This window comes from Flavobacteriales bacterium (assembly GCA_026129465.1).
In the GTDB taxonomy this organism is placed as follows: domain Bacteria; phylum Bacteroidota; class Bacteroidia; order Flavobacteriales_F; family PHOS-HE28; genus PHOS-HE28.
Genome location: JAHCIA010000001.1, coordinates 2,703,138 through 2,724,861, shown reverse-complemented (window position 1 = coordinate 2,724,861; position 21,724 = coordinate 2,703,138). Strand labels below are relative to the sequence as shown.

The window sequence follows — 21,724 nt, the reverse complement described above, 5'->3', positions numbered from 1 at the left end:
TGCTTATCAACAGGTTTATACACGGCGAATGGGATGTATGGTCCAGCATGACCGGGCAAGCAGGGGGTTCCGGCCCGATCCCGACCACACCGACAGAGGGCATGGTCGGAACGAAAAAGGCGGCCCTGTTGGACCGCCTTTCGTGGAGAATACCGGAGTCGAACCGGTGACCTCTTGCATGCCATGCAAGCGCTCTAGCCAGCTGAGCTAATTCCCCATCACTTCAACCCTCACGACGAGGGAGCGCAAATTTAGCGGTTCTCCGGATCCGCGCATCACCTTTACATCCATGGCCGTTTCGGGTTCCTTGTCCGAGCAGATCAGCGAGCACCTCAGCCGCCGCTTGGGCCATCCGATCGACATCGAGGAAGCCTTCCCCGTGGGTGGTGGTTCCATCAACGATGCCTGGCGGCTGGAGACCGACGCCGGCCGTTTCTTCCTGAAGACCAACAGTGCAGACAGGTTCCCGGGCATGTTCGAGGCGGAAGCGGACGGCCTCCGCCGCTTGCGCGAGGCCGGGCCGTTGCAGGTGCCTGAAGTGATCGCCCACGGCGAGGACCACGACGACAGCTTTCTGTTGCTGACCTGGGTGGAGGGCGGTATCCGCGATCCGGGTTTCTGGGAGCGCTTCGGACGGGGACTCGCACAACTCCACCGGCACACGCAGAACTGTTTCGGGCTGGACCGGGACAATTACATCGGCGGTCTGCCACAGCGCAACACCCCGGCACCCGACTGGCCCGGATTCTTCATCCACCAACGCTTGGAACCGCAGCTGAAAATGGCACGCGACAGGCGCCGTGTGGAGAGCGGCATGGCCTTCCGGTTCGAGCGGCTCTTCCACCAACTGGACAAGCTCTTCCCCGCCGAGCCTCCCGCCCTGCTCCATGGCGATCTATGGGGCGGCAACTTCCTGTGCGATGCAAAAGGTCTTCCGGTCCTGATCGACCCGGCCGTTTACTACGGCCACCGCGAAATGGACCTGGCCATGACGCAGCTGTTCGGTGGCTTCGACACAGCGATGTACAACGCCTACCAGGCCGAATGGCCCTTGGAGGCCGGATGGGAGGAGCGCGTGGCCGTGTGTGACCTGTATCCGCTGATGGTGCACGTGAACCTCTTCGGCGGAGGCTATGTGACGCAGGTGGAGGCCGCGTTGAAACGGTTCACCTGAAAGCCTCACTGGACGATCAGCCTTTCCTGCCGCACGACGCCCTCGGCCTCCATGCGCACGATGTACATGCCGGCACGCAGGCCCTGTACATCGAAACGCGGACCGGGACCCATGTCGCGCACCAGGCGCCCACTGCCATCGATCAAGGACACGCGCGCATCGGGTGCGAGTCCACTGATAAAGAAGGCGTCGCGCGTCGGATTCGGGTAGAGCACCATGTCCGATCCATCGTCCATCCCCGCCACCGGGGCCAATGGGCTCCACTTGCCTGTGCCCGCGTGGTCCACCTGCCGCAGCTTGTAATAGCTGACGCGAGAAGTGCGATTGCGATCCGTGAAGCCATAATGGCGCACCTGCTGGCTGTAGCCCGCTCCATCCACCCAGCCCACCTGCTTGAATTCCGCTTCGCCATCGATCATCCTCCACACCTCGAAGCCCGCGTTGTCCTGCTCGGTGGCCGTGGCCCAGTCCAGGTCCACATGGTCCCGGTCCATGCGCTCACCAGCGAACACCATCAACTCCACGGGCAGCGGCGATCCGAACTCGGAAGCGGTCCAGGTGGAGGTGAGCAGTGGAATACCCGATGTGGTGAGCGTATTGGCGACGGTTTCCACCACGGTGGGGAACATGTTCCAGCCGCCCAGGTAGCGCTCCAGTTGCAGTGCCCCTTCCATGATGGTGTTGGTGCCGGTGGCCCATTCACTGTCTCGATAGGTGAACTTGACCTCCGCCACCGGAGCGGTCGTATAGTCGCCGCTCTCCATCACCCACCAGCGGTCCAGGACCCGGTGCGCGTTCTCATTGCCACCCATATCCGTAAGTGTGGCCAACCCTGTGGGCAGCGGACGGTTGTTGGGCGCCAGGACCGGGTCCGTAGGATAGGTGGCCACCGCGATCCATCCACTTGGCCCTGTACCCGCCGTGGTGATCCCTGCGGAGAACGGCAGGTACGCGCCGGTGGTGGGGTCGCCGAAGGGGATCTCATGGAAACTGCCTGATGCGCTCGCGCCAATGTTCCAACGAACACGCGAGTAGCCCATCAAGGGGTCGCGCTCGCTGATGATGAAACCGCTGGTGCGCGTGATGGCCGTGGGTGCCGCGTTCCGCACCGTGAGGTCGAATCCATTGAGATCCATCCGGCGGTCGTTGAGCGCGAGGACGCCGCTTGGTGCGGGATAGGCTCCACCCACCTCGGCATGCTGAAGCAAGGTCTTGGTGCCTGTGCCCGCGAGGGCAAGACCATTGAACACGGTGATGCTCGTGCCGCCGATCGCCTGGTCACCACCACCAAGCACCACGCCGCCCTGACCCGCGCCGAAGCCGCTGTTCCCAGCGTTGTTGGTCCAATCGCCGGTGATGGTGAGGATGCCACTGTTGGCGAACTCGCCCGCCGCGGTGTTGAGCGCGCTCCCGTTGACCTGGATCCCGGCATCCGTGCTGATGGTGGCGCCGTTGTTGGTGAACAACTGGGCCTGCAACGAGATCGGCAGCAACCAGGGGGCGATATGCTTGAAGATACGCATGGCTTTCGTGTTGGAGATCGCGCACATGATCACTCCTCGTAGGTGACCAGGATCTTCACGGGACGGTTGAGGATGAAGCCCGAGTTCGTCGCGTGGTTCAGGATCCGGATGTTCGCGGCCATCACCAAGGCATGCACCTGGTACTCGGCATCGTGCGTATAGGCCTCGCCGAGCCAATTGCCACCCGTGGTCTGAACGAGGACCTGAATGCCCAGGATCTTCGCCGAAGCGAGGCCGTGGGCGATGTCCACCACGCCACCCTCAGTGGCCGCAGTGGTACCGGTGAGCTTCTTCACCTTGATGGCCGGCGCATCGTTGCCCAATTTGGTGAAGCCGTTCACTTCGAGCTTCGTGGTGGGGGTGTTGGTGCCGATCCCCACATCCCCATTGGCCGCCACCGTAAGCCGGGACAATCCATTGGTGAAGATCCTGAAGGGATGGTCACTGGGGGTGCCGGCGTATCCATGGCCTGCGCCATTGTTGAATCCGATGAAGGAGGCGGCATCGCTGAGGTGGTTGCGGAACTCTATCCCGCTCCAACCGGCGGGGTCCGTGTTGCGCACCAGGCCCACGCCCCATCCGGCATACGCGCCCTCCACATGAAACTTGGCCAGGGGTGCGGCGACCCCGACGCCCACATTGCCGCCGGGGGCGATACGCATGCGCTCCGCACCACCACTTCGGAAGGTCATGCCGTGGCTGACATGGTAGGCCAGCTGGCCGGCGTAGTTGTTGGCGGCATTGTTGAAGTTGATCGCGCCCAGGTTGTTGTCGCCCGCCGTGGAGTTCTTCAACTCGATGACGGTGCCGTTCACGGCGTTCCCGGAGTTGAAGCGGGCCACCGCCTGGTTGTCCGCGTGCAGGTCCAGGTTGTAGAAGGGCGCCATGCCGATGCCCACGTTGCCGTTGGCGGCGATGCGCATGCGCTCCACATCATTGGTGGTGAGTACGAAGGCGTGGTTGGTGGCCGTGCCCGCATAGCCCAGGTTGGCCAGGCTCCCGGCGGCACTGTTGCCCACCCCGATGTGCGCAAGCGCCGTGTTGAGGTCGTTGGCGAAGTGCGCCCCGGAGAAGCCTGTGGCGCTGGTGGTGCGTACATGAAGCGGTGGCCAGTTGCTGTTGCCCTCCACATTCAGCCGGTGGTTGGGAGAAACCACCGTTGTGCCGATGCCCACATTGCCGGCAGGAACGATGCGCATGCGCTCCGCACCACCGCTGCGCAAGGTCATGCCGTTGACGGTATGGTAGGAGAGCTGGCCCGCATAACTGTTGGCGGCGTTGTTGAAGTTGATCGCGCCCAGGTTGTTGTCGCCCGCCGTGGAGTTCTTCAACTCGATGACGGTTCCATTAACGGCATTCCCGGAGTTGAGGCGCGCCACGGCCTGGTTCGGCGCATGCATGTCCAAATTGTAGACGGGCGTCATGCCCAAACCCAGGTTCCCCGCCGTGCTCAGGCGCATCCGCTCCTGGCTGCCGCTGCGGAAGATCATGCCCCCGGTCTGGTGGTACCACAAAGAGCCCCCATAGCTGTTGGTGGCGTCGTTGAAGTTGATCATGCCGTTGATGTGGTCGCCCGCCGTGGTGTTGCGCAGCTCGATCACCGATCCATCGTTGTTGGTGGTGGTGTTCATGCGGATCACCGACTGTGGTTGCAACATGTCGATGGTGAATGCCGGAGCCATGCCGAGCCCGAGGTTGCCGGCTGTGCTGAGCCGCATGCGGTTCTGGCTCCCGCTGTAGAAGGCCATGCCGTTGGTGGCATGGTAGTGGAGGGCGCCGCCGTAGCTGTTCGCGGCATCGTTGAAGTTGATCTGCCCGATCATGTGGTTCCCCGCCGTGGTGTTGCGCAGTTCGATCACCGATCCATCGTTGTTGGTGGTGGTGTTCATGCGGATCACCGACTGCGGCTGCAACATGTCGAGGTTGTAGATCGGTGACATGCCGATGCCGAGGTTGCCGGCCGCTCCGATCCTCAGGCGCTCCACATTGTTGGTGCGAAAGATCAGTGGGCGGCTGTCCGTGGTGCCGATAAAATCATTGACCGGATCGGTGCCCGCGTTGCCATCGAGTTCCCAGCCGGCGGCTGATGCCGTGGGGTCCATGTGGATCCACACGGCCCCATCATAGTAGTGGAAGCCCTGCGCGCCATCGGTCTGGTACACCAGCATGCCCCTGGCGGTGGCATCGGCCACGGGGAACATGGCGGTGCGCTCGGCGGCGGTCATGCGCGGCACCAGCAGGCCTTTGTCCTGGCTGGTGAGGTCAAGCAGCGACTTGGCGTGCGGCGTGGCGTTGTTGATGCCCACATTGCCCTGGCCGAAGACGGTGCCGCTGCTGAGCAGTACGAACACACAGGCCAGGGTGACGCAGATGAGGATGTCGGTGATGTTCCGCTTGAAGTGGCGGGTGATGGCGTTGCGCATGGTCGTCGGGGGTTGTCGTCGTGGTGACGGCACGAAAGTCCCCTGCTGGCCAGGCCATGGAAAACGCTGCGCTGTGAATGGTCGATCCCGGCTGCGAATGGCAGGAACGGACCGGGCGGTGAACGGACTACCCGCCGATCCTGGCGAGCAATTCGTCCTTGCGCAGGCGGGCCACGTCCAGGTGCTTGCCGTCGCTCATCACCACCTGCCCGCCACTGCCCCGGATGTACCGTTCCAGGTGGTCCAGGTTGATGACATGGCCGCGGTGGATCCGCAGGAAGGACCCGCCTTCCAGGGTGTCCTCCACCTCCTTCAAAGACCGGGTGCTCACCACCTGACCGCCCCCCACCAGGTGCACCACGCTGTAGTAGTTCACCGCCTCGCACCAGATGATGTCCGCGGTCTTCACCATCACATAGCCCTGCTGGGAGGGTATGCTCAGTCGCGTGGGGTCATGCCCGTTCCGCACATCCTCCACCAAACGCTCCACGCGGCCGGCGCGCCCGTCCATGCCCCGGCGTTGCTCCACCCGGCCGATGGCCTCGCGCAATTGGTCGATGTCGATGGGTTTGAGCAGGTAATCGATGGCGGCGAATTTGATCGCCTTGATGGCGTAATGGTCGTAGGCGGTGGTGAAGATCACGTCGAAAGTAGGCGTGCCGGCCTGGCGCAACACGTCGAAACCACTGAGCCGCGGCATCTCCACATCCAGGAAGAGCAGGTCCGGCTTGTGCTCCGCGATGGCCTTGAGCGCCTCCTCCCCATCGGCGCATTCGGCTGCCACGGCAATGCGTTCGCTGAAGTGCATGGCGATGAGACTGGCGATCTTCAGGCGCGCCGCCGATTCATCGTCTATGATGAGCGCCTTGATCATGCCTGTTCGTCCAATGCCTCCCTGCGCAGTGGGATGTGAATGGTGACGAGGGTGCCCGTGGGGTCGCGAAGGTCGGAGACTTCCACATGCGCCGTGCCCCGTTCGCGCGTGCGCAGCAGTTCCAAGCGGTCGCTGCTCACGCGCATGCCCATGCTCCGGTGGGTCTTCTCCCGCCCTTCGTTGATCCTGCGCGAAGCCTCACGTCCGATCCCGTCATCCTCCACGGTACAGACCAGGTCATCACCCCTGTTCCGGAACATGATCCGCAGGTGCCCCTGCCCTTCCTTGTGTTGCAGGCCGTGCCAGATGGCGTTCTCCACGAAGGGCTGCACCAGCATCGTGGGAATGTGGATCGCTTCATCCTCCAGCCCCTCCTCCATGCGCACGCTGAATTGGAAGGGAGTTCTGAAGCGCTGGGCCTCCAACTCGAGGTAGTACCTCAGCATCTCCACTTCGCGCTCCAAGGGAATGGTGGTGCTGTCGCTGTATTGCAGGATCAGGCGGATCAGCTTGGCGAAGCGGCCCAGGTAATGCGAAGCCTTGGCGGGGTCGTTGGACACGATGTAGCCATCGATGCTGTTGAGGCAGTTGAAGATGAAGTGCGGGTCCATTTGTGCCCGCAGTGCCCGCAGCTTCAATTCGTCCATGGTCCGCGCCACTTCGCCACGGTGCTTCTCCTCCTGCCTCACTTTCTCCATGCGAAGCCGGAAAAACCCAACGAAGGAGATGGCGAGCATGCTGGCCATGACGATCCTGAACCACAGCGTGCGCCACCAGGGGGGCACAAGGTCCACGTACAGGTCGAGCGGCTCGCTCCATTGTCCGTCGTTGGCCATCACGCGCAATTGGAAGTGATGCGGCCCATCCTGGATGTTGTCGAGGGTCACGTCCCCACGGTCCCGATCGCTCCACGGACCATCCTTCCCTTCCCGCACCGCATAGCGCACGATGCGGCCCGGGGTATCAAAGGTGTTGAAGCGGATGCGCAACTGGTCCCGGGTGTGGTCCAGCGACAGACGCCCGTCCGGTGGTATCGTCACGGATTCGCCGAACGAGGATAGCTGCAAGATCACCGGCGGACGAGGGGGCGGAAGCATGTCGTTCACCGTCGGCATGAAGCGGATGATCCTGTCGTGGACCGTCAGCCAGATCTCACCGCTCCTGCGCATCAACAATGGTCTTCCGGCGCCCAGGTAGCGTTGTCCGCCATCGATATCCATGGATACGAAGCGTTCGCTCGCGATGTCGAAGCGGGTGAGGCCGTTCATCAACCCCACCCACAGGTGCCCATGGCCATCGGGCACGATGCACCCGGCGGCCGGTATCGGCATGCCGTGCCGGGCATCATAGGTGGTGTAGCTGCCTTGCGCTGGGGAGTAACGGACAAGTCCTTCACCATCGGGGCTGTACCAGATATGGCCTGCCGCGTCTTCCGCGATGCTCAATACCCGTGTACCCGAAACGCGCCGTGCTCGGATGGCCTTGTCGTTGGTCTCGAAGTCCCCGGTGCCCGGATCCATACGCACCAGGCCGGAAAGTTCTCCGCCGAACCAGACCGTGCCATCGGCGGTCTCGATCAGGTCCAAAATGACCCCTTGTGTCTGACCACTGCCCAAGGCGGTGCCAGGTGCGAACCGGCGGAAGGTGCCGTCGGCCGGGTCGAAGCGAGTAATGTCGCCCTGTCGGGTGAAGCTCCATACCAAGCCGCTGCGGCCAGCCACCAAGCGGCCGAAGCTTGGAGGCGTTCGCGTTTCCTCCATATGTTCCTTCACGCGGTCTATATGGCCCGTGGCGGGATCGGCGCGCAGCAGGCCCTCGTTGGTGGACAGGTACAGGTGCCCGGCCACGAACACCATGGAAAGGGCGCGGCCCGTGGCTTCGCTGCTGAACAGCGGGATGTGCTGCTCCACCACACCGTCATCGTTCAGGCGCATCAGATCGTGGTCCGTGAGCAGCCACACTCGATCCTCCGCATCCTCGGCAAGTCCGCGCGGCGCACGCGAGCCCGCGGGAACGATGTGCTTGTGCAAGAGGGTACGATAGCTGAAGCGGGAGGGGTCATGCACGGCGATGCCGCTGAGGGTGCCCACCCACATCTGGCCAAGTGTGTTCGCGGCGAAGGCGGACACCGAGTAGTCCGGCAGAGCCAACGGGTCCCCATGGTCGAAGGGCAGGGTGATCACGGTATGATCGCGCGGGTCGAGGATGATGGCCGGGGGTTCCCAATCACCGATCCAGATCCTGCCCTGCGGATCCATGCTCATGGAGAGTACCCCATGAGGATAGCGGAGGCCGGGCCTTCCCGGTACGTGGGGCCAGTGCAGCACATGCCCATCGCCCGGGCGGTAGAGGTTCATGCCACCGTCCGAAGCGTCATCGGTCCAGATGCGGCCTTCGTGGTCCCGCACCATATTGGTGGCCTTGATGCCAAGCAGCGGGTGGCGCACGGCTCCACCGGAGCGCAGCACCTTTTCGCTGCGCGCATCGAAGAACAGCAGGCCATGGTCTTCGGAGGAGAGCCAACAGCCTTGTCCGGCGCTGTCAGGCAGCAACAGACGGGTGATCACCTTGAGTTGTGCACCATCCTCATCGCGCAGCGCACGGCAAGCGCCATTGCCGGGATCGAGCAGGTAGATTCCTTCCCATGAAGCGCAGAGCACTTTGCCGTTGGCCAGTGGTTGCAGACCACGCACGCCATTGCGCTGCAGCGATTCCCGGTCCGTGGTGTCCATGCGCCAGTGCTGGATATCGTCGGTGGCCGGATCCAGACGTGCAAGGCCCTTCGGCGTGCCCAACCACAACACATCCCCTTGCCCTACTTTGATGGCATATACCCGCGGCGCGGGCAAGCCGTCGGCGGTGGTGTAGGTTTTGAACTCCCGTCCGTCGTAGCGGGCCAAGCCCATGGCGGTTCCTACCCAGAGCATGCCGCGCCGATCGAAGGCCATGCTGTGCACTTCGTTGAAGACCAGGCCATCCTTCTCGGAGAGGCGCTGGAACAAGGGCACCTGGGCCTGAAGCCCGGCCGTCACGAGGACCACGAACACCGAAGCAGGCCAGCGCATGGTCCGAATATCGACAGGAGATGTGGATCCGGCGCTGGCGGTCCTCCAGACCGTCGGCCAAAGCGTGGCCTCAGGCGCGATCGCTCTTGCGCTGCACGCCCACCAGGTCCTCCATCTTGCACAGGGTGCCCGCCAGTGCGGCATAGCCCGTCACGGCGGCGGCCTTCATCTTCCTGTTCCTGCGGAACCACCATACATCCTTCAGGAAAAGCTGGAAGTTCTCCGCATTGAGCAGGTCGTAGGCCACTGACATGGAGACCGTGAGCGAACGAGCGGTGTGCCACAGTCCGAAGGGCACATAGAGCGACTCCCCGGCCTTGATGGTGAATTTGTAGGGTGTCACGTTCTTGAACAGCGGGAACCGGTCGTAGTCCGGGTCGTCCGGATCGTTCACCAGCGACCTCCAAGGGTCGTTGGGGTCCGGGTACATCATGTGCGCCTGCTCTCGCGGGTAAACGGTGAATTCCTTCTCGCCATACAATTGGTTGATCCAGGCGCTGAGGTGGTAATAGTCGATGTGGATGTAGGGGAACTTCCCCCCCGGCCCGCCGATGAACAGTTCGGTGGCGTTGCCCCAATTGCCTTTGCGGAACCAGCGGCTCTCCAGCCAGTTGGGGCGTGCATAGCCCAGGTCCAGGGGGTCCATGTGGCCGGCCAGTTCCGGCAGGGCGGTGCGAATGTGGAATTTGCAGGGATAAGGCACCGGGCGGCTGGTATCCTTGCCCTCCACCAGGTCCAGGATCTCCGTCATGGTGTACTCCTGGCCATTCACATCGGTCACCCGGTCGCCGAAATTCTTCCGGAAGTATTCCGGCGTGAAGGTGCCGTAGGCCTTCCATTTCCGGCTGGCATCCTTGAAAACGAGCGGAATGCCCTTCTTCCAGTACTCGTTGTAGAACTCCTTGTGGGTGATCTCACCCTCCGCTACACGCCGGATCTCCATGGGAAAAGGTACTTGTTTTTGAAAACGGCGGGAATGTAGACGGCCGGGGGCCCCTGTGTCAATGACATGTGAGTGGACGGCTTGTTCTCCCAGCAAGTGGTCAACCCCATCCTGCCGGTGGGGGGCTGGCAGGGACCCGCCACTCCTGGCCACACTCATCCTCGACAAGGCCCGCTCCAGTTCTCGCGGGTTCTCGTACCGCAGTGCAACTTCGAAAGGGTGGCCTGCTACCACTGCGGCCGTATCGGCGCGTTTCCCAGCACCTTTTCGACCTTCTCCATCACAGCGGGTGTCAGCAGGTCCTGCGCCTCACTGGCCTTGAGGTTCTCCTTCAATTGTGCCTCCTTGCTGGCGCCCAGGATCACCGTGCTCACGTGCGGGTTCTTCAGGCACCAGGCCAGGGCCAGCACCGGCATGGTGACCCCAAGTCCATCGGCGATCCTGTTCAGCTTCTCCACGGTCTTGAGCCGTTCCGGCGTCAACTCCCGCTCGCGCAGCCAAGCCAGCCCTTCCATGGTGAGGCGTGTGCCCTTGGCCGCCTTGATATCCCGGTGCTTGCCGGTGAGGATGCCGCTGGCCAGTGGGCTCCAGATGGTGGTGCCCAACCCTACGGTCTTGTATACCTGATCGAATTCCACCTCCACCTTGGCGCGGTGGAACATGTTGTACTGGGGCTGCTCCATCACCGGGCCGATCAGGTGGTGCTGCCTGGCCACCATGTGCGCCTCCATGATCTCCTGCGCACTCCACTCGCTGGTGCCCCAATAAAGGATCTTGCCGCTCAAGATCAGTTGGTGCATGGTCCACACGGTCTCCTCGATGGGCGTGTTCTTGTCCGGCCGGTGGCAGAAGTAGAGGTCCAGGTATTCCACCTGAAGGCGCTGCAAGGCGGCATTGCACGCTTCCACCAGATGCTTGCGGTGCAGACCGGTCTGTGTGGGCAGCTTGCCGCCTGCGCCGAAGTAGGCCTTACTGCTCACGATCCAGGTGTCGCGCGGCCACTTCGTCTTCTTCAATATGCGTCCCATCACCCGCTCGCTCTCGCCCCGCGCGTAGATCTCGGCATTGTCGAAGAAGTTGACCCCATGGTCGTAGGCTGTCTTCATCAACTTCTCCGCCGTGACGTCCGTGATCTGCTTGCCGAAGGTGAGCCAGCTGCCCAGGGAGAGTTCGGAGACCTGGAGGCCTGAGGTGCCAAGGCGGCGGTAACGCATGGGGTTCAATGGTTGGAAGTTGAAGGCCTGCCTGTGGCGGACAGGTTGATCGTTTGGAAGCTGGGAATACCGGACCGCGACAAAGATCGGCAGGCAGCGCTGTTGATGGCCGGTGGATACTTCGCGGTGCCACACAACGAACGTTCATGTCGCTGGCATGTTCACTTCACATCGGATCTCCAATTTCGTTGCGTATGACGAACCCCATGTCCGCCAGCGACAGCGGGATGCGCTCCGAGCAGGGGTCATCCGCGGCCACCTCAGCGTGCCGGCCCGGGAGGGCGACGTTTCCGCCAAGCCGGCGGAACCATTGGTGACCGCTCCAGCGAACGGACGAACAGCAAGAGGCCCCGGGGACGGGGCTTCTTCGTGTAGGGGGTCCCTTCACCACCTTTGCCTCATGAGCGGTATCTCCTCCAACAAGGCCCCCGAACCCGTGGGCCACTACCCCCATGCCCGCCGTGTGGGCGATCTGTTGTTCCTCAGCGGCGTGGGGCCACGTGAACGGGGCACGAAGAAGATCCCCGGCGTGGAACTCGATGAACAAGGCAACATCGTCAGCTACGACATCGAGACGCAGGTGCGCAGCGTGTTCCAGAACGTGCGGTGGATCCTGGAGGACAGCGGCTCCTCCTGGGAGAAGATCGTGGATGTGACGGTGTATCTCACCAACATGAAGGACGACTTCCCCACCTACAACCGCCTGTGGAAAGAGTACTTCGAGAATGACCCGCCCTGCAGGACCACCCTGGAGATCAACTGTCTGCCCACGCCGATCGCCATTGAGCTGAAGGTGATCGCGACGGTGTGATCACTTGCGCATCGCCATCACCTTCCCGTAGGTGAGCGAGCGCCACGCCCACTCGAATGGACCGTACTGGAAGCGCGCCAGCCACCAGTGGCTCCATGCCACTTGCACGATGAAGACCGCGAGCGCGAGTCCCTCGAACACCACCGCGCTCACCCGTGTGCCCAAGCCCATGCCGACGCCATAGAAGAGCGCGATGGCGATGATCGTCTGCATCAGGTAATTGGTGAGCGCCATGCGGCCCATGGGCGCCAGGAACAGCAGCCGATCCTTCCACCGATCGTTGCGCCAAAGCAAGGCGAACCCGCTTGCGAACGCGATGGCCAAGGGCACCACGCTCAGGGCATAGCTCGTAGTAAACACGAGCGATGATGCTTCGGGCGGGTAGCCCACATGGCCCTCGGCCCACCACAGCAGCACGGAGAAAGGAAGTCCCAGTGCGAAGCCCGTGATGCAGACCCGCTTCAGCAAGGAGGCGTGCGCTTCCACATCCGCGAAGAGCTTCCGCCGAGCTACCCACAGGCCAATGAGGAACAAGCCAAGCACCTTGGGCGGTCGACCGCTCTCCACCAAATAGACGAAGCGGAAGATCCAGCCCCGCTCATTGGCATGCATCAACTCCTTCCAGCCACCATCGGGCAACGCGTGGAGGGCATCGAGCGTGGTGTTTCCGAAGCGGGCATCACTCGCCTCCATCCAGCGGACCAGCGGCGCCACGGGGTCGAAGCGCGCATTGGTGAGCACGACCGCCGCATCAATGGCGATCGGGGACAGGATGAGGGCGGCGGCCCAGGTCAGCAACGCACGATCGCTCAGCCCCCGGAAGAGCGGCAGCAGCAACCCGAGCACCGCGTAGAGGAAAAGGATATCGCCCGCCCACACGTAGCGCAGGTGCAGCCAGCCGATGACGAGCAGGATGAGCATGCGCCGGTAGAAGCGCCACAGGCCATCGTTGCCTTTGGCGAGGAAGAAGCCGAAGCCGATCCCGAAGAGCAGCGAGAAGATCGAGTAGAACTTGCCATCGATGAGGATGGCGTGGAAGGCTTTCAACGGAGCATCAAGGAAGGCGCCCTGCAATGCGGCCCGAGCATCGGGTGCCATGAACATCCAGTAAGAGAGCCCGGCATAGTTGCTCCACACCACGCCGAAGAGGGCGAAGCCGCGGAGGGCGTCGAGGAGGTGGGCGCGGTCGATGGTGGGGGCGCTCATGTCCTGGCGGGAGGTACGGACCTATGATGCGACCGCAAGGATATGCTCCGCTTCACCACCCGGTCATCACCCGCGCCATGGCGGGATGCACGTCATGCTCCAACCGGCGTGCGAGTTCCGCGTCGCTGAGGTCACCCGGGGCGCTGAGCTGGAAGGCCCACAAACGTCGCAGGGCAAGGTCGCCCACTTCATGGTGGATGTCCGCGGCGGCCTTGTGCCAGCGGCATTGGTACCAGCCATAGTTGCGCGGATGCTGCTGACCGACGATGTCGTAGTTCTCCTCCAGCTGCCGCAGGGTGGTGAAGACGAAACCCTCGGACCCGGCGTCCACCACCATGCGCGGCATCAGCGTCAGCGCATCCAGGCGGGCGGGTTCGCGCTCCGCGATGAAGGTGTGCAGCAGGATATTGCAGAACTGCTCGTCCAACCACTTGCGCAGGGTGGGCGCCGGCTTCTGGAGGTGGTAGGCATGCCCCAGCTCATGGAGCACGAGCAGGTCGAAGAAGGGCTGCATGCTGATGCCGCCATCGGGCGTGCCGTACACGCGGCGTATCTCCCTGGCCGACTCCGCAGGGACCTTGTCCATGGGTGGGATGAAACTGTCCCACATGGCATTGTTCACCGCGGCCATCACCAGCACGTTGGCACTGGTGTAGTGCGGCATGCCATACACGGGAAAGTCCGTATGCGCGCTCCAGTCGTCAGGCAGCAGCACCTTCAGCTCCACCTCGGGGCGGAAGCCGAGCAGCTCATCCATATGCTCGATGGTACGCAGGCAGAGCTGTGCCATGTCTCGGGCACGTTCTTCCTGGCCTGCGCTGTAGTGAACAGCGAAGGGGAAGCCTTCGAGTCGATGAAGCATGCTTGGAACCTGTGCCTGCCCTTCCAGGGCGCCGATCGATCCCGCCAAGGTGGCCCAGGTGGTGACAAGGACGGCGACCAACCGCTGCATGGTTCTGGAGATCCGTCGTACAAGATGATCATTCCCGTCGGATCGGCAACCGATCGCCAGAGAACAACCGGATGGAGGGACTGCGCGGCCCCAACGCTGGAGGCACGATCGGCCCTTCAACAGGACCAACGCGCGATCGCGGCATGCCGCACAAGGAACCCCGGGGATCCCTATTGCTTCAACAGCTTTACCACCACGGGGGCGGCACCTTCCACCCACAGCAGGAGGAAATAACCGCCCGCGGCGAGGTCCTCGGTCCCGATCTCGATCCGATCGCCGATCCATTGATGGCTGCGCAACCGCCTTCCCTGTGCATCCAACAGGTCCAGTTCGATGACGGATGTGGCGATGGATCGCCGCAACACGAGCACATCACGTATCGGATTTGGTCCTGCGGTCATCCCCCAGTGCTCCAGTTCGGCCATGCCGACGAGCACATTGAAGATGGTGGCATTGGTGATGGACCACGCGCCGGTGGAGGACAGGGAGCGTACGAACAGCGTGTGCGGACCCGCCGGGAGCCCATCGGTGAGCACCTCCGCCAGCACATTGACCACCTCCGGTGCTGGTCCGGCAGGAAGCTGGGTGCCGTTGCCGAAGCCCGGATCGGTATCCAGGAAGTACTCGAAACGCACAATGTCCCCACCAGTGGCCATACTGCGCAGCATGAAGAACCTGCGGTTGGTGAGTCCCCAGTGGCCCGCCCCGTCCTTCATGCGGATACCGAGCACGTGCGGACCCGGGGACAGGCCAACCATGTCGATGGACAACTGCAAGGCCACCTCGGGAGCTGGCGTGAACGTGAGGGAGGTGCCATTGCCGAAGCCGGGGTCCGCATCGATGAAGTACTCCCCGCGCACCAGGTCCTGCGCCGGGAGGGCCGCGGCGATCGTTACGGCGGCCAGGCATAGAGGTCCGCGTACCATGACGATCAGTTGTTGGAACGTGATCCGAGGGTGACCTGCAGCGGCGTGCCCTGGTCGGTGCTGGTGGGCGCCGAGAGGCTGAAGATGCTCGGCACGGGCGGGATGCCGCTCAACCTGTAGGGCTCCAGACCGTCGAAGATGCCGCAGTCCACACCGCCCATACCCGCGCCGATCGCCGGGGAACCCGGGGCGAGTTGGTATTGTGCATCGCCAGTGCCGCCCACGAACACTGTGCTCATGTTCACGTTGATCTGGTTGCTGTTGGTAGCCGGTACCGTTGCGCCGGAGAAGAGGTTGTATTCATAGGCCGATCCGCCTGGTGTAACAGCGCCATCGAGGATGCAGTTCCTGAAGACCATGCCCGGCGCACCGAACACGGCCGTGGTGCCCAAGCTGATCGCCACGCAGTTCAACACCTCGCCGGAGGTGGCCCCGCCCGTGCTGAAGTTGAACTGGCGCACACGGGTATTGCTGATGGCAAGATCGTTGATGGTGCTGCCCACGCTGCCGACAATAAGGTTGTTGAGCACATGGCAGCCGTTCACCACCACACCGGTGATATTGAGCCCGCTCGTGTTGTATACGATGTGCAGATCCATGCCATTGCCGGAGAAGCGGCACCGCTCGATACGCACGAAGCTGGCCTTCACCTGCGACGGGCCCTGCACATCCAGGCCGCTCACCACGGCACCCTCACTGCCCGCCTCGAAGACCAGTCCTCCGGTGATGGCACTGCTGGTGGTGGCTTGCAGGCCGGCGTTCAGGTTGAGGAAGTAGCCCGGCCCGATCACCACCAACGGCTTGGTGAAGGCGCACGCGCCGTAGCTGCTGCCCGAAGGTTCCAGATGCAGCGTATCACCTGCCGCTGCTGCATCATGCGCGTCCTGCAACATGGTGAAGTCGGCCGCGATGCCGGTATTGTTCACCCGGTGAATGGTGGCGTGGGCGCTGGTGCAGGCGCCGAGAAGCACGAGGATGAAGATGCTGCGCATGGCGAAAGGACTTGTCGGACAAAGGTCCTTGTGCGCACTGCGTCGTGCATCACGGATGTCCGGCCCGCCACTGCTCCCGGAAAACCGTGGATCACAGCAACCCGCGCTCCATGGCGATACGCACCAGACCGGCACTGTTGCGCGCACCAAGCTTCTGGAGCAGTTGCTTCCGGTGGCTCTCCACGGTGTTCTCACTGATGCCGAGCTCCCGGCCGATCTCGCCGGTGGTGCGCTCCGTGGCGATGAGCCGCAGCACATCCAATTCGCGCGTAGTGAGCTCTTCCACGAACGTGATGCCCTTCCGCTGTGGTGTGCGCAGGTCCTCCACCAGCTTGTCCGATGCCTCCTTGGAGATCCAGGTGCCACCCTGGTGCACCGTGCGGATGGCGTTCAGCAGTTCCTCGCCGCCGCAGTTCTTCAGCAGATAACCCCGCGCGCCTTTGCGCAGCATGGCCTGCACCAAGCGGCCTTCGCCGTGCATGGTCATGGCGATCACCTTCACCAACGGGAATTCCTTCACGATCGCCTCGCACGCGGCGAGTCCGTCCATCACCGGCATGTTGATGTCGAGCAGCACGACATCCGGGGTGTGTTCACGTGCGGCCTGGAGGGCCTCGGCACCGTTGCGGGCCATGGCCACCACCTTCACATCCGCGGCAAGCTCCAGCAGCGCGTGGATGCCGTCGAGCATCATCTGGTGGTCGTCGGCGATGAGCAGGCGGATCATGTGGATGGGCTCAGGGGGATATCGATTGTCCAGGAGGTACCCTTGCCCGGTGCGGAGCGAAGGTCGCTGCTGCCGCCGAGCATCATGGCGCGTGTCCGGATGTTCAGGAGGCCATGGCCTGATGCGGTCCCATTCCCTTGCGCGAGGCCATGCCCATCATCCTCCAAAACGAGTTGCAGCCGCTGTCCATCGTCCTCCATACTCAGGTCGATGGTGCAACGTGTGGCGTTCGCATGCTTCAGGGTATTGTTCACCGCCTCCTGCGCGATGCGGTAGAGCGCTGCTTCAGTGTTCTGAGGCAGGCGTTCCTTCAACCCATGCGCATGCACTTCCACGCGCATGCGCCCCGCACCGTTGATGCCATCGGCCAGTTCCTGCAACGCCTCCACCAGCCCCAGCTTCGCCAGCGTGCCCGGCATGAGCGCGTGGCTCACGCGACGCACTTCACGGCCCGCGTCAGCGATCAGTTCGCCGGCCTTTGTGCGCGCATCCTCATCGCTGCGGTCCAGGTGCAGTCGCGCGGACCCCAGCATCACACCGATGCCATCGTGCAGCTCGGCTGCCACCCGCTGGCGCTCCCGCTCCTCACCTTCGATCACAGCACCCATCACCGCGATGGTGCGCTCCTGCTCCATGGTCTTCACGCGTGCCTCGTTCAATCGCCTCGCACGCAAGCGATCACGTAGCAACAAACCCAGGAGCAAGAGCAGTGCGAACGCACCGATGACCGCGAAGCGTGTCACACGCCGGCTCTCCTCCACCGCGAGCCTGTCCTGCTCCGCCTTCACCTGCTGTTCCAGGATCACACGCTCCTTCTCCAGCAGGCCAAGTCGTGCGTTCCAACCCGCCAGGGCGTTGCGCTTCTCCTCGGAAAAGACACTGTCCTTGATGGCGTTGTATGCTTGGAGATGCAGCAGTGCCTCACCGTTGCGTGACAGGTCTCCCATGGCGCGTGACAGCAGCAGGTGCGCATCCATGGCGTAGTTGCGGCTGCCCATGCTGTCGGCCAGCGCCAGGGCCTTCTCCAGGTGCGGGACCGCACGTGCCGGGGCTCCCGCCACCACTTGCAGCTCGCCGATGTTGCGGTGCACACTCGTGATCCCTTCGAGGCTTCGCGTGCGTTCGCACAGGTCCAGTGCGCGCAGGTAACTATCCAGCGCCGCTATGTGATCACCGGTCTCTCGTTGCACGTTGCCCAGGTTCTCCCACGCGATGCTCTCTTCGTCCTGGAGCCCCAGCTCCTGTGCCAGCGCCAGGCTGCGGCGCGTGTTCCGCTCACAGTCGTCGTAGCGCTCCATGCCGTATTGGGCCACACTCAGGTTGATGAGGGAACCGGTCAATCTGAAACGATCGCCGAGGCGCTCGTAGATGAGCACGCTGCGCTCCAAGGCCTCGGCGGCCTTCACCGGCTCCTTCATCCGTTCGTGCACGCGCGCCAGGTTGTTCAGTGTGACGGCCAATCGAGTGGAATCCGTGATCGGATACGACAACAGATCGTGGTAGGCCTTCAGTGCCGTCTCGAACTCGTCGTTGCTGTAGGCGATGCGGCCCAGCATATTCTTCACCTGCACGCGCACCGCCGCGCTCTTCACCGGCAGGGCATCCACAGCGAGGATGGCGCGCCAGGCCTCGGGCAAACGGCCACGGCGCTCCAACAAGGCGGCGCGCAGGTAGCCGGCGCGCACGGCGCTGTCCGGGTCGGCGGCCGCGATGGCGGCTGTGTGCAGGGTGGCGATGGACGCTTCAGCGGAATCGGGCGCCGGGCCGAGCAGCGTAAGCACCCGCACCTCCAGCGAATCCAATGATGACCGATGCTGGCACCACGCCGGAGCACCAAGCAGGAGGGCCGCTGTCAGAAGGGCCGTTCGCATCACCACCCGAAGAAAAGCATCAACAGCACCACGCCGATCAGGTCCATGTAGAGGCCGCCCTTCACCATCTGGCGGATGGGCACGCGGCCCGTGCTGAAGACGATGGTCTGCATGGGGCTGGCCACCGGCAGCATGAAGCCCAGGCTGGCGCCCAGCGTGGCGGGCCACAGGATGCTCTGGGGGTCCATGCCCCAGCGCGTGGCCATGGCGGCCAGGATGGGGATCACCAGGCTGGCCGTGGCGGTGTTGCTGCCCAGCTCGCTCATCAGGCAAACCACCAGGACCACCGCACCGATCAGCACGGCCATGGGCAACGAGCCCAGGCCGGCCATGCCTTCGCCAATGATGATGCTCAGACCCGCCTTGTCCACCCCTGCCGCCAGCGCGAATCCGCCACCGATGAGCAGCAGGATACCCCAGGGGACGCGCTGCTCGGCGAAGGACCAGTCCATCAAGGATTGGGAAGATGAAGGGCTGGATGATGAAGGTTGGGAGGAACGGATCAGGAACAAGCTCACGGCGCCAGCCACAGCGATCGCCGCATCCGTCACCGCCCTCAGGCCCGTCCATTCGCGCCAGCCGGGAAACACGAAGGATTCGCCGAAGGCCAGCTTGTCGCCGGTCATCCACAGCAGGGCCACGGTGGCGAAGACGATGCCAGCACGCATTTCATCCTTGGTGGGCCTGCCCAGCGCGGCGAGACGTTCACGCACCGTATCGGCATCGCCGAGCGGCTCGGTGCCCACTACGAAGGCCCAGCGCGTGATCACCAGCCAACCCAGGAGCAGGAAGACCACCGCGAAGGGTACGCCCACCAGCATCCATTGCCCGAAGCCGATGGCGGGGCGATCGGGGAAGAGCATGCGCCATTGTTCCAGCAGCACCAGGTTGGGCGGGGTGCCCACCGGCGTGGCCATGCCGCCGATGGTGGCACCGTAGGCCACGCCCAGCAGCAGGGGCACCGTCATGCGTCGCCGCACCGCCAACGGGGCATCGTCATCGTCTATAAGGCTCAGTGCGATGGGCAGCATCACCAGCGTGGTGGCCGTACTGTTGATCCACATGCTCAGCAGCGCGCAGGCGACCATGATGCCCAGCACCAGCCGCGAGGGCGATCCACCCAACCGCGATACGATGTGCAGCGCGATGCGCCTGTGCAGCCCTGTACGCTCGATCCCCAACGCAAGGATGAAGCCGCCGAGGAAGAGGAAGATGATCTCCTTGCCGTATTGGGATGCGGTATTCGCCACCGTGTCGATGCCGAGCAAGGGGTACAGCAGCAGCGGCAGGATGGACGTTATCGGGATCGGTACCGCCTCGGTGATCCACCACAGGGCCATCCAGGCCACCAGGCCCGCCATGATCGCGGGTTGGTCTCCGTGGTGCCGCATGAGGGCGAACACCAGCAGGGCCAGGATAGGACCGGCGAGTTGGAAGAGGAGGCGCTTCATGCGGGCCGGGCGAAGTTACCCGTGCCCCTACATCAGGATGTCGTTCACCGGCTTGAGCGGCTCGGGCACCCGGGGTTCTCCGATCATCTGCAAAAGATCGATCTCGATGGTGCGGCTCAGCGCGGCCATGGGGATGTCGTTGGCACCGCCTTCGAAGGGGTTGGCCGAGGCTTCGCCGATGGCGTCCATGGTGTGGAACACCCAAGCCACCAGCGTGCTGAAGGGGATCGTGAGCCACACGTAGCCGGCACCCAGGTCGGCGAATTCCTTCACCATGCCGAAGGGCAGCAAGGCGATGAAGATCCACACGAAATAGAGATTGAGTGTGGCGAACTGGCGCGGGTACGGGAAATTCTTGATGCGCTCGCACTTGCCCTGTTCATCGTAGAGCTGACCGAGCACGCGTGCCAGTTGCACATGGCGGTAATCGCTCAGCCAGCCCTTCGCATGCAGGGCACGGATGTCCGCACTCTGCGCGGCCAGCAGCTGGGTGGCGGGATTCGCGGCGGAGAGCACGGCATCACGCTCATCGGGATCGAGGTATGGAGCGAGACGTTCAGGCAGGTCGCCGGCATACTCGGGCACGGTATAGAAGCGGGAGAACTCACGGTTGCGGGCCAGGTGCATGCTTTCCCAGCCACGCGGCTGCCGCAATTGGTAGCGCAGCGCCGTGAGCCAGGCCATGTGCCGCAGCACCAAGCGGCGCTGCACCGCGCGCAGTTCGCCCTCATCGGCTTTCGGGCACATGGGCAGATCGCGCGCCTGGATGGCCCAGGTGCGGCTCACGTTCACGATGGCGCCCCAGATCTTGCGCGCCTCCCACAGGCGATCGTAAGTGGCGTTGTTCTTGAAGCCCACCAGGAAGGCCACCGCCGTGCCGATGAGCGCGATGGGCAGCCAAGGCAGCACAAGATGATGCCAACCGAGCAACTCGTAAGCCACCGTGGGAAGCGCGGCGATCAGCAGGAAGACGAAGAGACCGCGGCGGGTCCAGTTCAGGACCTGCTGGATGGTGTAGCGGTGACCGGTGTGCATGCCGGAAAGGTAGAAGCGGCGCAGATCACCTCAACCACGCAGCATATGCCGGATGTGCCGCTGACATTTCCCGGAACAACCAGGCCATGCGGTCCAGGAACCAGAGCTTGCCCGCATACACCAGCGCGGCACCGAACATGGTGGCCCACATGTGATAGTGCCACACCCCATAGATCACGAACATGGCCCCCACCGCGGCCACCGTGCTCAGCACATTGGGCGCCATGCGGTGATGCTCGGGCACGGGCACCTGCTTCCTGGCCATCCACACACGTTCGCCGAGCACGGCCTGTGATGCCCAGTGCCCCATATGCTTCGGCTGCGGAAAGAGCAGAGGGTTGGCCCAATTCCAGAGAAGCACCAAGGCCACCGGCAGCAGGCACCACCAGCCCATCCAGAGGCGGCTCCAGACCGCAAGGATGAGCAGTGGCATCACAGTGTTCCGTGTCCATACGCTCCACGGGTTGGCGTGTCGCAACCAGGTGCGGTCATCCAAGGCGAACATCTTCGCCAGGCGAGCTTCGATCGTCATGATGC

The 21,724-nt window shown here is 63.4% G+C and carries 17 protein-coding genes and 1 tRNA gene; 2 read left to right on the top strand and 16 right to left on the bottom strand.

What is annotated here, in order from left to right:
• Positions 1 to 143: 143 nt before the first annotated feature.
• Positions 144 to 217 (bottom strand) — tRNA-Ala (locus KIT10_11595).
• Between the two features lie 72 nt (positions 218 to 289).
• Between KIT10_11595 and KIT10_11590 the strand changes: the two genes are divergently transcribed.
• On the top strand, positions 290 to 1,174 hold the full coding sequence (locus KIT10_11590; GenBank protein ID MCW5899900.1) for a fructosamine kinase family protein: 885 nt from the start codon (positions 290 to 292) through the stop codon (positions 1,172 to 1,174).
• 5 nt (positions 1,175 to 1,179) lie between these two features.
• Here KIT10_11590 and KIT10_11585 read toward each other — a convergent pair whose 3' ends face one another.
• The 6 genes from KIT10_11585 to KIT10_11560 all read right to left on the bottom strand — a co-directional run bounded on the left by KIT10_11585 (position 1,180) and on the right by KIT10_11560 (position 11,216).
• Complete coding sequence (locus KIT10_11585; protein MCW5899899.1) at positions 1,180 to 2,697, bottom strand: T9SS type A sorting domain-containing protein; 1,518 nt, start codon at positions 2,695 to 2,697, stop codon at positions 1,180 to 1,182.
• 29 nt (positions 2,698 to 2,726) lie between these two features.
• On the bottom strand, positions 2,727 to 5,120 hold the full coding sequence (locus KIT10_11580; GenBank protein MCW5899898.1) for a hypothetical protein: 2,394 nt from the start codon (positions 5,118 to 5,120) through the stop codon (positions 2,727 to 2,729).
• 127 nt (positions 5,121 to 5,247) lie between these two features.
• Positions 5,248 to 5,994, bottom strand: a complete 747-nt coding sequence (locus KIT10_11575; GenBank protein MCW5899897.1) for a response regulator transcription factor — start codon at positions 5,992 to 5,994, stop codon at positions 5,248 to 5,250.
• Positions 5,991 to 9,059 (bottom strand): histidine kinase, encoded by a 3,069-nt coding sequence (locus KIT10_11570; GenBank protein ID MCW5899896.1) that lies wholly within the window; start codon positions 9,057 to 9,059, stop codon positions 5,991 to 5,993. Before KIT10_11570 ends, KIT10_11575 begins: the two co-directional genes overlap by 4 nt.
• A gap of 70 nt (positions 9,060 to 9,129) precedes the next feature.
• Positions 9,130 to 10,002: a cupin-like domain-containing protein gene (locus KIT10_11565; protein ID MCW5899895.1), complete on the bottom strand. Its 873-nt coding sequence runs from the start codon at positions 10,000 to 10,002 to the stop codon at positions 9,130 to 9,132.
• A gap of 227 nt (positions 10,003 to 10,229) precedes the next feature.
• On the bottom strand, positions 10,230 to 11,216 hold the full coding sequence (locus tag KIT10_11560) for an aldo/keto reductase (protein MCW5899894.1): 987 nt from the start codon (positions 11,214 to 11,216) through the stop codon (positions 10,230 to 10,232).
• Positions 11,217 to 11,616: 400 nt separating this feature from the next.
• Between KIT10_11560 and KIT10_11555 the strand changes: the two genes are divergently transcribed.
• Positions 11,617 to 12,027 carry a RidA family protein gene (locus KIT10_11555; protein MCW5899893.1) on the top strand — a complete coding sequence of 137 codons (411 nt, stop codon included), beginning with the start codon at positions 11,617 to 11,619 and terminating at the stop codon, positions 12,025 to 12,027.
• Here the strand turns inward: KIT10_11555 and KIT10_11550 are convergent, their stop codons facing one another.
• The 9 genes from KIT10_11550 to KIT10_11510 all read right to left on the bottom strand — a co-directional run bounded on the left by KIT10_11550 (position 12,028) and on the right by KIT10_11510 (position 21,719).
• Positions 12,028 to 13,233 (bottom strand): DUF418 domain-containing protein, encoded by a 1,206-nt coding sequence (locus KIT10_11550; GenBank protein ID MCW5899892.1) that lies wholly within the window; start codon positions 13,231 to 13,233, stop codon positions 12,028 to 12,030.
• 52 nt (positions 13,234 to 13,285) lie between these two features.
• Positions 13,286 to 14,023: a hypothetical protein gene (locus tag KIT10_11545; GenBank protein MCW5899891.1), complete on the bottom strand. Its 738-nt coding sequence runs from the start codon at positions 14,021 to 14,023 to the stop codon at positions 13,286 to 13,288.
• A gap of 332 nt (positions 14,024 to 14,355) precedes the next feature.
• Entirely contained in the window at positions 14,356 to 15,111 is a 756-nt protein-coding gene (locus tag KIT10_11540; protein MCW5899890.1) for a T9SS type A sorting domain-containing protein, read from the bottom strand.
• A gap of 5 nt (positions 15,112 to 15,116) precedes the next feature.
• On the bottom strand, positions 15,117 to 16,103 hold the full coding sequence (locus KIT10_11535) for a hypothetical protein (GenBank protein ID MCW5899889.1): 987 nt from the start codon (positions 16,101 to 16,103) through the stop codon (positions 15,117 to 15,119).
• Between the two features lie 91 nt (positions 16,104 to 16,194).
• On the bottom strand, positions 16,195 to 16,830 hold the full coding sequence (locus tag KIT10_11530; protein ID MCW5899888.1) for a response regulator transcription factor: 636 nt from the start codon (positions 16,828 to 16,830) through the stop codon (positions 16,195 to 16,197).
• Complete coding sequence (locus KIT10_11525) at positions 16,827 to 18,701, bottom strand: tetratricopeptide repeat protein (GenBank protein ID MCW5899887.1); 1,875 nt, start codon at positions 18,699 to 18,701, stop codon at positions 16,827 to 16,829. Before KIT10_11525 ends, KIT10_11530 begins: the two co-directional genes overlap by 4 nt.
• Entirely contained in the window at positions 18,701 to 20,152 is a 1,452-nt protein-coding gene (locus tag KIT10_11520; protein MCW5899886.1) for an SLC13/DASS family transporter, read from the bottom strand. The genes KIT10_11525 and KIT10_11520 overlap by 1 nt, the downstream gene beginning before the upstream one ends.
• Positions 20,153 to 20,179: 27 nt before the next feature.
• The gene (locus KIT10_11515; GenBank protein ID MCW5899885.1) at positions 20,180 to 21,187 is read right to left on the bottom strand and encodes a multidrug transporter; all 1,008 of its coding nucleotides are present in this window, start codon (positions 21,185 to 21,187) and stop codon (positions 20,180 to 20,182) included.
• Between the two features lie 25 nt (positions 21,188 to 21,212).
• Positions 21,213 to 21,719: a hypothetical protein gene (locus KIT10_11510; GenBank protein MCW5899884.1), complete on the bottom strand. Its 507-nt coding sequence runs from the start codon at positions 21,717 to 21,719 to the stop codon at positions 21,213 to 21,215.
• Positions 21,720 to 21,724 lie beyond the last annotated feature (5 nt).